We start from the raw sequence: 12456 nt of genomic DNA on the forward strand, positions 1-12456 counted from the left end.
GTAATTACCTTGCCAGGGCAGCACGGTGAAGTGGGTGTGCGCTTCCCACGTCGATTCGCCGCCCGAGGCGTAGTTGGACTCACTGATCGTGAATTCGCTGGCAACGATCAGATAGTCCTGGTTCTGATCGGCCTGGGGGTGCTGGACGAGCTTGAAGCGGCGACCTGCGGAGATGCCCCGGAATGGACCTGCGGCGTGGATTTCCTGATGGCGAGCTTGCTGCTCGTCGATCTGAATCTGGGCGTAGCGCTGGCCATTGCCCGGATCGACATAGTTGCCGGGCCAGCCGTAGACATCGTAATCGGCCAAGGCGTGCGGACGGGTTTCCATCCCGCGACTGGTCAGATCGGCACGCGGCTTCAAGAAGTCGTAGTCGTTGATCTCGACCTGACCCGTCAGCACTTCGCGATAGCTTTGCCAGCTCGCCACGGTTTCGGTCTCTAATGTCAGCCCGTCGCTCGGGTTCAGGCGGCACAGCAACTCCTCATAGCCCGGCATCGGCTGATGCGCACCCATGCCATCGCCCAGGATCATCTTGTGTTGGCCATGCTGGTGTTCGAACCAATAGCTGATGCCTTCTTGCTCCAACAGGCGCGCCACGAAGTTGAAGTCGGACTCGTTGTACTGCACGCAGTACTCGCGCTTGGGATAGCTGCCGGCGAGACGTTCTGTGAACTGGGCAATCGGGTGGTCACCGAAGACCGCGCGGACGATTTCGGGGACAGACAGGTTCTGGAAGATCTTGCAGTCCGCTGTGCGCTGGAGGAACCAGAACCACGGCCGGAGTTCGGCCTTGTAGACGTAGTAGCGACCGTCCCGCCCGATCTGGGCGAAGCGAGCGACGTGGGCGTTGAGGAAACGTGGTTGCGGTGCGTGGGTTTCCAGTTTGATGGTGACCGACTGGCCCAGCATTGCGTTGGCCGCAATATGGGGCTCGCGGCTCAGCAACTCGACCTCCGCCTCGAACGGCTGCGACAGGTGTTCGCTGAGCCGGAGTTTGCGGAACCACAAAGCATCCTCGCCAAGCGGCGAATAAAATGTGACAAGCCGTTGCATCGATTAACCTCATTCCACCCAGAATCGAACCGCAATCAAATTTTTCCTGATGTGCAACAAATGCTTAAGCGCACAAAATGTCAATTGCATCATGCCTTGCCCCAAAAAACAAGGCGGAAAAATCCTGATGCCGGCGCAACAAGCAGTCTTGCCTGGGCAGGGCTAGGTGGAACGGCTGAGCGCCTGTTTAACGACCCCTGCAGTGTGGGCGAGCCAAGGGAAGCTGCTCGATGGCCTGGACAGGATGCGCAGCACACAGCTTGCGCGCCTGCTGGCTATGCAGAAAATGCCCCTCAATCTCCGCCAGCAGGTCACGGCGAGCCTCGATAGCACGACGCAACGCTTCCGTCTCGCCATATTGGTCAATTCGGAAGGTACGGCAGCGCCGACGACCATTCGGTAGCCGGGTGGAAGCAGCCCAGACTGGCCGGCCGGCGACAAGGTAACGACAAACGCCGGGAATGCCGCTGGTGTTGTTGGTGCGCACGATCGTGCGTATTTCTCGTCGGTCCAAGGGCGGGAGCGTTTGCAGAATCTGGTCGCGGTAGGTACGTGCCGCAACCAGCGCTTGTTCTGACCCACCATATTTGCGATCAGCAAAATTCTTGAACACTTTGACACCGCGTCGCGTCAGGCTGACCACCTAAGCAGTCGTACCCGTCCGACGGTGGGTTGTCCGAGTTAAGCCATAAAAGTCTACTTCAGCCATTCATCCACCAACATTTCCCCTTCACAACAATTGCTTACCAAGCATGCCTTGAGCCATTGCAGCAGCTTTGGCTGAGCCATACAACCAGGGAAAGACCTCAGTGCTTCTTCTGCCCTTCCTCCCTCTCAGCGTTATGGCGCTTCAACAGAGGGTTGGCTGCCCGCCGCTATGAAACGGTTGTGGCCATCACAACAGTGACGTCGCCGTGAGGTAGGCAGCATCAAGTGTTGTGGAGAGAAAGGCCGCTAGCGGTCGGCGGGGGGTTCATGGGGTGCGCAGCGTGCAGGTTGGCTTGAACAAGGGGGAAACGAAGGACGTGCTAGTTCCCGGCTCAGTGAAATCCACGACCGCAGCTTCGAGAATCAGCGCTACCACGCTAGCGGTCTCAACCTGGTGGTCGCAGCAAGCCTACTGTGGAACACGGTCTACCTGGAACGAGCCGTCCAGATGCTGCATGACTCGAGCAAGAACATCGACGACTGGCTGCTGCTGCCTCTTTTACCACTGGACTGGGAGCATATCAATCTGACCAGCGACTACATCTGGCGGCAGAACAACCAAGGCGAGCAAGGCAGATTCTGGGCGCTACGAATGTCTGATGAGGCTTAGCGTACGATTTTTTCCGTTTCGTGAGCTGACCTCTCTATAGGGCTCGGTTCGAGCTGTCGGAAGAGGGCCGAATCGGTGCAACAGTAGCAACTGATGAGGCTGACAGGGAGTACTGGCACTTGTTCTAGAAGATAGGATTGTTGAAATGGTCGAACAAAAATAAGGATTTTCTTAATTTATTGATTTTTCGATGTTGGCGTCTTCACGTTCTTGCGGAGTAATAGGAACACTCACAGATATTTCTGCCAAAATCGCATGCCTTTGTCTTCCTGTTTCTTGTTTGAAATGAGTGCGCAATAATTGCGCATTGTAAGTTATTGATTTTTATAAGAATTCATTTTTCAGAATTTTTCTTGACTGTGAACTATTAACAAGAAAGAATTCATATACTTTTGAGAACGGAAAACTCCGCATGGTGGACGAGAGCTATACCGCGCCGCAACCGCCGGCCGTCGTGATTGCAGTGCATAACCACAAGGGCGGTGCTGGCAAGACAACCACCGTTTCCAGCCTGGCCGCCGCCTTATCTCGACGCGGGCATGAGGTGCTCGTCATCGACATGGACCCGCAGGGCAACCTGTCTCAGCAGATCGGGCCGGAGAACATCGGCGCGATCGACACCACGATTCGCGAAGTGCTGCTGGACCCCAACCAGGCGTTGCCGGCTGTTCTGAAATCGACCGTCAAAGGCGTGGACATCATCATCAGCCGGCTGAAGCTTGAGGCTGTTTTGGACAAGCTGCGCCAGTCTTATACCCCGGCCGTTATCCTGCGGCCAGCGATCGACATTCTGCGCGAAGGCTACGACGTTATCCTGCTGGATCTGCCGCCGGCGCTGAACCTGCTGAGCGTGAATGGAATCGCGGCCGCTGACTATCTGATCATTCCCCACCAGTCGGGTGCTCAGTTCTCGCTCGATGGGATGGAAGATCTGCTTACGTTCGTGGGGGACATCAAGCGGAGTGTGAACCCCAAAATTTCCGTCTTGGGCCACGTTCTGACCAAACACGATGAGCGAGAAAACGCGAAGCGCGCGATGGCGGCCGCATTGCGCGCCCGCGTGGGGGAAGAAGCCGTCTTTAAGGTGACTATTCCTGAGTCCACCCACATCCTACAGTCCCAGATGGTGCGGCAGGACGTCATTTCGTATAAGCGCAAGGCTACGGTCGTCGAGGCTTACTTCGAGCTGGCCGACCTGATTGCTGAGCGTGCGAAACTCTTTGCATCGAGAAAGGCCTGCAATGGCGAGGAATGATTTCCTGAAGAAGGTGGAAGCTGCCCAGGCCGCCAAACAGCGCCAAGCCGCTGAAGGTATACGGGCTGAAGACGCCCGCAAGGCGGCAATGGAAATGATTCGCCCGGGCGGCACGCACGAGATGATCGATGCGCCGATCGCAAGGATTCGCCGGTCGCCGTATCAACCACGCATGCTGTTCGACGAAAGCGCGCTACAGGATCTGGCGAACAACATCCGACAAGTGGGGCGACTGCGCCAGCCTATTGAGCTACGACCGATCAAAGGCGATCCGGATCACGATTACGAACTGCTGGACGGCGAACGCCGCCTACAGGCGCATGAGCGGATTTTGAAGGCTGCGACGATTCCGGCCTTTGTTATCGCCTGCGACGACCAGTCGGCCGCCAAGCTCTCCGCCCTGTCTTTTATCGGACGCGAAGGACTTCGTGCGATCGAGCAGGCCAATGCCGTAAAGATCCTGCTGGACACGGGCGCGGCCACCAGCAATTACACCGCCGCCTCATTGATGGGGCGCGCTGAAAGCTACGTACGCCTGCTTCGAAAATTCCATGCTTTGCCACCCGCTGTGTTTGAGGCTGTGGGTGCCTATCCGGATACCGTCACGGCGACCACTATCGAAGATGTGGTGCGGCTATGTGAGGGTGCGGACGCCGATGCAGTCGCGAAGCTGATCCGTGCCGAAGGCGAAAAAGGGTCTGCACCTTCCAAGGTGGTGGCCGCTCTGACGCGCAAGTTCAGCACTGCATCCGCCGCGCCGCGCCGCGCCGTGCCAACGGTGACTCCGGTGGTGGCGGCAGGTGTTGAGATTGGCCGCGCTCGAGCGGTCGGCAAGAAGATCACGATCGACCTGATCGAAGGAATCGATCCGGCTGATGTGTTAGAGCTGCTTAAGGCGGCGCTGGCCGCTCGCCAGGCGTCGCTTGAGAAAAAGGAATCGGATGCGATAGCACCCAAGGAATAACAGAACCCAGAAAGCCAAAACCCCGCGACGGCTAATCACGGGGCTCCGGTTTGACAGCGCAGCAGAGAGACAGCGCTATCGGTACAACGGTCAATTCGTACTGTAGTTGTCTCCCTGTTTCGGGTCAAGCACGGGCGTATTCGCGCCTACGAAACCCAGCGGGGGAGGACATGTCACACCAATCGCCGGCGACCCACGCACGGTATTTTCAGCCCGGCACTGCGCTAGCGCGCGTGCTCGACGAAGCGCCTTATTTCCCGCGTTGCTCGGACAACAAGACGGCCGCGCTCGTGCGCCCGCGCGAGTACGCGATTCGTCGCAGCTATATGCAGGTGAATCGGGGCGGGATGGTGTCGTGGCTGGTGTTCGACCTTGATCACGACAATCCGTGGATCTGGGCCGACACGGGCCTGCGCGAACCGAATCTGATCGTCAGCGACCCGAAGACCTGCCGCAGCCAACTTTTCTACGCCATTTCCCCCGTCTGCACGAGTGAGCGCGCCCAGAGCCGGCCTATTGCGTACATGCGCTCGGTCTACGAGGCGATGGCGATTCGCCTACAGGCTGACCTTGCGTATTCCGGCCCAGTCGCGAAGACACCGGGACATCCAGCCTGGAAGACTACCGAGCTGCATTCGCACGTCTACGACCTGGCCGAGTTGGCCGAAACTGTCGAGCTGACCAGCGCACCGCCCTGGGGGAAAGGACCGCAGCTCGATCTGGTGGTGCACTCCCGGCACTGTTTGCTGTTCGAACAGCTGCGCCACTTCGCCTATGGCATCGTCAACCGTGAACGGGCCAATGGCTCCTTCAGCAGTTTCTGCCGACTCGTCGAGGCCCAGGCACATGCCCTCAACAACTTTCGTCGGCGTGGATTTTCCGTCGATCTGCCGCTGTCGTCGATCCGAGCGACAGTGCGATCCATCACACGGTGGACGTGGGATCGCTATACGGGTAGCGGGAAGCCGCCCAGGGTGATGCAGCTCGATCCCGACCTTTCTATTGTCGAACGCCAACGGCTTGCAGCCACACGTACGCACGAGCAGCGACGCACCACGACGGCTGAACGGATTGCCGCAGCATGTCGGCAGTTGGTCGCGACTGGCGAGCGCGTCACGTTGACTGCCGTTGCCAAGATTGCTGGGGTTGTTCGACAGACGGTTGCAGCTTATCGGGATCTTCTTGAACTGCCTCAAGTGCCATCGACTGAGCCTCTGCAGGAGGAAAAGGTAACCCATCAACAAAATGTTAAAAATGCTGTCTATCAGATATCTGCTGTGCAGAGTGCGGGCAGGGTCTTTGGTGAGACGATAGCTATATCCTATCTACTGCCAGTTGGTTTGCCGCTTCCGGACCTGTAGCGGCTGTCGGCGAAGACGTGCCTTGCTGTGGTCGAACTCGACAGAATCTGCCTGAGAACGTCGTCGACGTGTTGGCGGTTCTCATAGAACTGACGCCCAATGTTGAACTGCTCTATCCTCGAAGCGCGGGCTTGCTGCCCTCAACCACGGGAGAGGAAACCAATATGAAATTCGGCGTCAGACAGCCGCCGATTAAGAAGATGATTGGCGCCCGAATATCGGTGAAGCGGGTGGTCCGGCATAGCCTAGGACTGAAGGCTGGGGGTGGCTCACGAACCCGAAGCGGGCGGCGTACAACCGTCTCTATTCTTGAACGTCGGTAAGCCTGTTCTCGGTCCTGAAGGCGTTGTTTGGCGGGAAGTAGGTGCGTATGGCGGCTGGGATCTGCTCTCCTACGCAAGAGCAAACCGCCCCCCGGCACCGATTGGGGGTTTATTTTTCTCAGCCAGCGAAGAGTTCGACTTTGACGTCGCAATCGCGGTTCGCGCAGTCTGGCGTATCCGCTACCATCTTGGCCCGCGCGGCAATAATGGCAGCGTTTTCATTATCTGCTTTTGCCCATTGCGACACCGAGACTGGGTTGTTGCCGTCGGTAAACGTGAAATGCACCATGTATTCGGGCATTGCCTTCTCCTTATGGAGCTGGCGGCAGACTGCACGCTCGTGCCGGGCTTCCACCCCAAATAGGCTTCCAGGCCGTCGGATATGGCTGGGAAGCGCCGAGCCGCTCTGAACCCTGTTGCACAATGACAATGGCTTAACTGCGTTTTCCGTTCCATTGCACCTCAAACTCCCTGCTGTTGATCGAGCCTCAAGCATAGGCGGCCGCCTCGCCGCCGTATCCGCTCGCCTTCCCTGGTTTTTTCGGGCGCCCTGAAACGCTATCGCGTCGATGCCGAGTTCTTATCGCCGTAGCGGCCCTTATAAACTCTGTCTATTTGACGTAATACTGAAGGGGATAGTTAACATATACATCCATACATGATTAATTATGTTTAGTAACAATCCTGTTTTCCCAATAATTCCCATTATGGAATTTTCATGGGCGACAGGCACGCCACCGCCGTGAAACGGTCGCGGCCGACACAGTGGCGGTGGGGCTGCGAGGTAGGCAGGATCAGGCGTTGCGAGGAAAGGGGCCGCCGCTTAGAACGCGGGGCGGGTGTTTCACGGTGGATCAGTACGCCATCCGCCGCGCTGCTCGGCCTGGCCAGCGATTTACAGACCGGTTTCGCGCGTCAGCAGTGGGGCGCCATGGCTGACGCTGTCTTCCAGTTTGGATATCTATTGGGTGGCCAGAATTATCATTACGCCTAGAAATCCAGCCACCATTAGGCCGCCCACTATTATCTGAGCTGCCCAGGGGGCGCCCACCCAGATTGCCCCCATTCTCCCGGCCGCTTTGACGGCTTCGGCTTGTACGCCTTGGCTTCCAGCAATCGGATGACCGCAACTTGGGCATGTTGGGGCTGTACTCGAAACCGAGTGTTTGCACTCAGGACAGGTCATCAAAGCCATGGCTGTTTCTCCTCGCGATTGGATTTGGATTATTCGACTTTGCGGTTTCGAATCGGTTTCGAAACTCAATGCCGAGGCTCGCTGTCTAGGCCGATCCGTTAAAATTAATAGCTCTAGGGTGAGCTTGGGCGGGTTTCCGGATACCGACGTAGCGCCTATGCCGCCTGGCCTCCTGCCTCGAACCAAGCGGCGTACTGCTGTTCCGGGGTTCGGTACCCAAGGGAAGAATGGCGGCGTTTTCGATTGTAAAACCCCTCGATGTATTCAAAGAGGTCTTGTTTGGCTTGCGCCCGCGTGGCGTAATCTTCGTGGAAGACGCGCTCGTTCTTTAAACTGTTGAAGAAGCTTTCCATCGGCGCGTTGTCCCTACAGTTGCCCTGGCGACTCATCGACCCCTGCATGACGTATTCAGCCAGCAGCGCTTGGTAATCGTGACGGCAATACTGGCTACCGCGATCCGAATGGTGGAGCAGACCGGGTGCGGGCTTGCGCCGGAAACGCGCTCTCCGCAACGCGTCCATCGCCAACACCCGCGTCATCCGGCTGTCCATCGCCCAGCCAACAATCGCTCGTGTGTAGAGGTCCATGACCACCACCAGATACAGCCAACCCTCGCGGGGCGGAATGTAGGTGATGTCGGTCGTCCAAACCTGATCCGGGGCCGCTACGGCGAACTGCCGATCCAGGGTAAATTCTGGGCGAGCCGTAAGCACCTTTGAACTCGGCATGGATGCTACGGATCAGCGCCAGAAGCTGGGCATCGAACAGCCACCGTGTTGGACCGCTGCAGCCTTTCCAGTCGGCAAAGCCACTGGTACTGACGGACAGCACGCGGCACAACGACTGCAACGGATAGGTGTCGCCTCTCTTGTCGATCCAGGCGTACCTCACTGCGACTTCTTCGCGAAGTACGCCGTTGCTTTTCCCAGGATGTTGAGCATCCTCTTGAGGCGGGCGTTTTCGGACCGCAGGCGGGAGAGTTCCATCTGTTCGGGCGAGACCGGCTTGCCGGTGTCGGCGGTCAACTTGCTGGCCTCGTGGGCTTTACGCCAGTTGGTGAGCGTCTGCTCGGAAATGCCCAGTTCGCGTGCAACCTGTGCCCGGGGCTTGCCCTCGGCTACATCCAGGCCATGCCAAGCTGGATACCACGCAGATTTACACCCAGGTGAGCATCCGGGCCTTGCAGGCCATCCATACCGCCACCCATCCGGGCAAGCCGATCAGGCCACGGCAACAGAACGCACTCGATCAGGCACTGGCCTGAGCATGCCGACACCCCGGCCGAGGCGCCGTCTGCCGTGGACCTGGCGGGCCTGTTGGCGGCGCTGGAGCAGGAAGCGCAGGAAGAAGAGGATCACCAGTGATGCCTTCTCCGTAGATGCATGATGTACGTCAATGGCGTATACTTACTTAAATGGTGATTGTTGAAACCCCCATCTTTACCCGGCTCATCCGCGAACTGATGAGCGACGAGGCTTACCGCGAATTGCAGGAAGCCTTGGTCAGCCGCCCGGACATGGGTGACTTGATCCCCGGCAGTGGTGGCCTACGTAAGGTGCGTTGGAAGCTGGAAGGCCAGGGCAAGCGCGGCGGTACGCGGGTGATTTACTACTGGATGGTGGCTGATGACCAGTTACGCATGCTGTACGTCTACCCCAAGGGCAAGCAGGAAAACCTGACACCGGAGCAGACCGAAGCACTGAGAAAGATCGTGGAAAGGTGGAACCCATGAACAAGATGATGTTTGATGAACTGCTGGCCAGCGTCGAGGAAATGGACAAGATCGCCCGCGGCGAGCTCAAGGCTGGCCGGGTGACAGAAATTGCCGAGCCGGCAGTGCAAGCTGTGCGCGAGAAGACGGGCCTCTCGCAGATGGGCTTCGCTCGGCTGATTGGCGTGAGCAAGCGCACGCTAGAGAACTGGGAGCAAGGCCGACGCCACCCGACCGGCCCGGCGCGTGCCTTACTGCGCATCGTGGATGCCGACCCGCAAAGCGCCATCCGCGCCTTGCACAGCTAGTCAAAACCCGCGTCAGGGGAGCTCTCGGATAAACCGGCGGTAATCCCTGTCGTACCTTGTCCTCCATCCCGGCGAGCCGCACCTGACGTTTTTTGACCCGTTGCGGCTCGAAGGCGCCTTCGCGGTCGCGCGCCGTCTCGATGACCAGTTCGCCCACCTTGCTCTGCACCGCTTTGCAACTTTTGCCGTTGCAGGTGTTGCCTCGCTTGGCGCCGGGCTCGGCCTTGTCGTGGCGGTCGTAGCCCAGGTGGGCGTCCATCTCCGCGGCCAGACTACGGTTGATCATGGGCTGCAGCATCTGCGCGTACAGCTGGCTGACAGCCTCGGACGTCCTGCAGCCTCGCGTCAGCTCGTCCAACATCTCTGGCGTAAGCGCCATGTAACGGCTCCTCGCGGTGAAGGCCGCATCATCTCAAACGGCAGTTACACAGTTCAATTTACAGTCTCCAAATCGGCTGTCGCTGGATTACTTGATAAAGTATGCGCCACATTCAAATTTAACCGCCTGTGATTGATTGTATTTTCAATGGAAAAAACAACTCTTTCCCATCAACGACATCCCAGGTTAATTTAATTAAATTTTTTGCTATTAAAGGATTAAACGGGCAAAACAAGAATAAAAACCCCTCCAATTCCTCACCAATTATAACCCCTCTAATCCCATCATCCCTTACAATCTTCGCCTGAAAACCCAAACACTCCCCATCAACAGAAAACAAATAAGACACCCTATCACTCACAGGAGTAAATTTTATGCTCATAAGCACAAGGTCACTTGTATACAACGAAACCTGACACATAACACGGTGAATTCAATTTTGAAGTGCAATTCCAATTAAATGATGGACTTGCATCATTCCCGTCAGCTTTTCGAATTGTTGCAGCGGCGCCGAGGCTTTGTTGCATAACCCGATCTGAGATCGAGAGTCCCCTTTCCCAGACGGAATTCAGGCATTAGTTGTTTAGTCCCGGCATTTGATGGTGCAATCTTTTCTCATCACTGGAAGGAAGCACTATGGGCCAGGTTCTACACGGAAGCGCCACAACGACAGAGGCAATCCGTCGAGCAATACAAAATAGTCAAGAGAGTCTGAGAGCACTGTCCAAGCGGTACGGCATCAATCAGAAGACTGTTGCCAAGTGGAAGAAGCGAACCTCAGTCGCTGATCTGCCCACCGGCCCCAAAAAGTCTTGCTCAAGCGTTCTGTCAGCCGAGGAGGAGGCAACCATCATTGCCTTTCGCCAGCACACATTGCTGCCCCTGGATGATTGCCTCTACACCCTACAACCGATGATGCCGCATCTGACGCGCTCATCTCTGCACCGATGTCTTCAGCGCCACGGCATCTCGAGACTGCCTCAAGTCGAGGGTAGCAAGCCGGTCAAGAAGCGGTTCAAAAGCTACCCGATCGGCTACTTTCATATCGACATCGCCGAGATGCAGACAGCCGAGGGTAAGCTCTATCTCTTTGTTGCGATTGATCGCACCTCCAAGTTCACTTTCACCGAACTCCATACCAAAGCCGGAAAAATGATTGCTGCACAGTTCCTGCGCAACTTGATCGAGGCGGTGCCCTACACCATCCATACAGTGCTCACCGATAACGGCATCCAATTCACGAACCGCCATTGTGATCAATACGCTTTCCAGCACATTTTTGATCGCGTCTGCGACGAGCATGCCGTTGCTCATCGACTGACCAAGGTCAAACATCCTTGGACCAATGGGCAGGTCGAGCGAATGAACCGGACTATCAAGGACGCCACTGTTAAGCGCTTTCATTACGACGATCATGCGCAACTGCGACGACACCTAATCGATTTCATCAATGCCTATAACTTCGGACGAAAGCTCAAGACTCTCAAAGGGCTGACGCCCTACGAATTCACCTGCAAACAGTGGACTTCTGAGCCACATCGCTTCAGGGTTGATCCGATCCATCAAATGCCGGGACTAAACAATTAGTCACTGTTGTGGGCATGCCGAGCAGCACGAAACGATTCAAGATCGCACAGCGAACGTGGATTTCGGCGACCTGCCGTTCGGGGTGTCTGGCCAGCAGTCGCTCGCCAAGTCGCTTGAAGCGATGCATCGTGGTTTCCACGAGACTGCGCCGATGGTAGCCGCTCCAGCGCTTCCAGATCGCCCGCCCCAAGCGGTTGATCGCGGCCAGCTTGTCGTTGCGATGAGCTGCCCAGTCGGTCTGATCCCGCCAAGGCTGAGCATCTCGGCGAGGCGGAACCAGCAGTTCGGCGCCCCACGCCTGGACGACGCGATAGACCCGACGGGTGTAATAAGCCCCGTCGCCCCCCACGCTGGCGAGCACGGTCTCGGGGGACAGTTGCGACAAGAGCTCCTCAACCTGTGGGCCATCCGCCTGACGCTGGTCGGTCACCTCAACCGCTTGAATTTCCTGCGTATCGGCATTGACGGCCAGATGCACTTTGCGCCAGCCGCGTCGGTACTCCGGCCCGTGTTGCTTGACCTTCCATTCGCCCTCACCGTGAATCTTGATGCCGATGCTGTCCACCAGCAGATGCAGCGGCTCGGCACGACGTCGCACCGGAATCTGTACCGCCAGCTTGCCCTACCGCCGGCTGACCGTGCTGTAACACGGCACCGACCACGCCAGATTCATCATGCGCACCAGGCTGCACGTGAGCCCGCGGACTTGGCGCAGTCCCTGCTGGAACAGCACCTTCAACGTCAGCATGATTTGAATGGCTTGATCGCTGTAGCGCGTCGGGGCGCCCGCCTGACCTGGACGCTCATTGCTATGCCAGGCAAGGTCCGGCGAAAACCAGACCGTGAGATCGCCCCTCGCTTGCAGGCTGCGGTTGTAGGCGGACCAATTCGTTATGCGGTAGCGGCGCTTGGCTGGCTTCATTCTGCTAGCTTACAACCGGCGTCAGCCTGGCTTCGGGGGGTTATGCAACAAGGTCTGCCATAGCGATAAACTTTGAA

General features: G+C 57.4%; 10 protein-coding genes and 4 pseudogenes. 7 read left to right on the forward strand and 7 right to left on the reverse strand.

What is annotated here, in order from left to right:
- Both ACFOW7_RS21430 and ACFOW7_RS21435 read right to left on the reverse strand, forming a co-directional pair.
- Nucleotides 1-1056, reverse strand: a 1056-nt coding sequence (locus tag ACFOW7_RS21430; RefSeq protein WP_378168561.1) for a type VI secretion system Vgr family protein, incomplete at its 3' end; no start/stop codon positions are given.
- Between the two features lie 187 nt (nt 1057-1243).
- The gene (locus ACFOW7_RS21435) at nt 1244-1699 is read right to left on the reverse strand and encodes an AP2/ERF family transcription factor (RefSeq protein ID WP_378168563.1); all 456 of its coding nucleotides are present in this window, start codon (nt 1697-1699) and stop codon (nt 1244-1246) included.
- A gap of 340 nt (nt 1700-2039) precedes the next feature.
- On the opposite strand from ACFOW7_RS21435, the pseudogene ACFOW7_RS21440 reads away from it, so the two are divergent.
- From ACFOW7_RS21440 to ACFOW7_RS21455, 4 genes and pseudogenes are all read left to right on the forward strand, one after another.
- Nucleotides 2040-2374 (forward strand): annotated as a pseudogene (locus tag ACFOW7_RS21440) (Tn3 family transposase); the annotation flags it as partial.
- 412 nt (nt 2375-2786) lie between these two features.
- On the forward strand, nt 2787-3629 hold the full coding sequence (locus ACFOW7_RS21445) for a ParA family protein (RefSeq protein WP_378168565.1): 843 nt from the start codon (nt 2787-2789) through the stop codon (nt 3627-3629).
- Nucleotides 3616-4593, forward strand: a complete 978-nt coding sequence (locus tag ACFOW7_RS21450; protein ID WP_378168566.1) for a ParB/RepB/Spo0J family partition protein — start codon at nt 3616-3618, stop codon at nt 4591-4593. Before ACFOW7_RS21445 ends, ACFOW7_RS21450 begins: the two co-directional genes overlap by 14 nt.
- Nucleotides 4594-4826: 233 nt before the next feature.
- Entirely contained in the window at nt 4827-5954 is a 1128-nt protein-coding gene (locus ACFOW7_RS21455; protein ID WP_378168568.1) for a replication initiation protein, read from the forward strand.
- 441 nt (nt 5955-6395) lie between these two features.
- Here the strand turns inward: ACFOW7_RS21455 and ACFOW7_RS21460 are convergent, their stop codons facing one another.
- The 3 genes and pseudogenes from ACFOW7_RS21460 to ACFOW7_RS21470 form a co-directional block, all read right to left on the reverse strand.
- Nucleotides 6396-6578: a hypothetical protein gene (locus ACFOW7_RS21460; RefSeq protein WP_378168570.1), complete on the reverse strand. Its 183-nt coding sequence runs from the start codon at nt 6576-6578 to the stop codon at nt 6396-6398.
- Between the two features lie 660 nt (nt 6579-7238).
- A complete protein-coding gene (locus ACFOW7_RS21465) occupies nt 7239-7472 on the reverse strand; it encodes a zinc ribbon domain-containing protein (protein WP_378168572.1) in 234 nt (77 codons plus the stop codon).
- Nucleotides 7473-7627: 155 nt separating this feature from the next.
- Nucleotides 7628-8599 (reverse strand): annotated as a pseudogene (locus tag ACFOW7_RS21470) (IS3 family transposase).
- Between the two features lie 287 nt (nt 8600-8886).
- Here ACFOW7_RS21470 and ACFOW7_RS21475 point away from each other — a divergent pair.
- Entirely contained in the window at nt 8887-9204 is a 318-nt protein-coding gene (locus ACFOW7_RS21475; protein WP_378168574.1) for a type II toxin-antitoxin system RelE/ParE family toxin, read from the forward strand.
- 41 nt (nt 9205-9245) lie between these two features.
- Nucleotides 9246-9491 carry a helix-turn-helix domain-containing protein gene (locus ACFOW7_RS21480; RefSeq protein WP_449252247.1) on the forward strand — a complete coding sequence of 82 codons (246 nt, stop codon included), beginning with the start codon at nt 9246-9248 and terminating at the stop codon, nt 9489-9491.
- On the opposite strand, the pseudogene ACFOW7_RS21485 reads toward ACFOW7_RS21480, so the two are convergent.
- A pseudogene (locus ACFOW7_RS21485) lies at nt 9487-9852 on the reverse strand (transposase); the annotation flags it as partial. The gene ACFOW7_RS21480 and the pseudogene ACFOW7_RS21485 sit on opposite strands and share 5 nt — an antisense overlap.
- Before the next feature lie 654 nt (nt 9853-10506).
- Here ACFOW7_RS21485 and ACFOW7_RS21490 point away from each other — a divergent pair.
- The gene (locus ACFOW7_RS21490; protein ID WP_378168578.1) at nt 10507-11457 is read left to right on the forward strand and encodes an IS481 family transposase; all 951 of its coding nucleotides are present in this window, start codon (nt 10507-10509) and stop codon (nt 11455-11457) included.
- Here ACFOW7_RS21490 and ACFOW7_RS21495 read toward each other — a convergent pair.
- Nucleotides 11414-12379, reverse strand: a pseudogene (locus tag ACFOW7_RS21495) (IS5 family transposase). The gene ACFOW7_RS21490 and the pseudogene ACFOW7_RS21495 overlap by 44 nt on opposite strands.
- Between the last annotated feature and the right edge of the window lie 77 nt (nt 12380-12456).

This window comes from Chitinimonas lacunae (assembly GCF_042650885.1).
Lineage (GTDB): Bacteria > Pseudomonadota > Gammaproteobacteria > Burkholderiales > Chitinimonadaceae > Chitinimonas_A > Chitinimonas_A lacunae.

What these genes read in the sequence shown, in the direction of transcription:
- ACFOW7_RS21475 (WP_378168574.1), top strand. Translation starts at nt 8,887, where the DNA reads ATGGTGATTGTTGAAACCCCCATCTTTACCCGGCTCATCCGCGAACTG.
- ACFOW7_RS21480 (WP_449252247.1), top strand. Translation starts at nt 9,246, where the DNA reads ATGGACAAGATCGCCCGCGGCGAGCTCAAGGCTGGCCGGGTGACAGAA.
- ACFOW7_RS21450 (WP_378168566.1), top strand. Translation starts at nt 3,616, where the DNA reads ATGGCGAGGAATGATTTCCTGAAGAAGGTGGAAGCTGCCCAGGCCGCC.
- ACFOW7_RS21465 (WP_378168572.1), bottom strand. Translation starts at nt 7,472, where the DNA reads ATGGCTTTGATGACCTGTCCTGAGTGCAAACACTCGGTTTCGAGTACA.
- ACFOW7_RS21460 (WP_378168570.1), bottom strand. Translation starts at nt 6,578, where the DNA reads ATGCCCGAATACATGGTGCATTTCACGTTTACCGACGGCAACAACCCA.
- ACFOW7_RS21490 (WP_378168578.1), top strand. Translation starts at nt 10,507, where the DNA reads ATGGGCCAGGTTCTACACGGAAGCGCCACAACGACAGAGGCAATCCGT.
- ACFOW7_RS21445 (WP_378168565.1), top strand. Translation starts at nt 2,787, where the DNA reads ATGGTGGACGAGAGCTATACCGCGCCGCAACCGCCGGCCGTCGTGATT.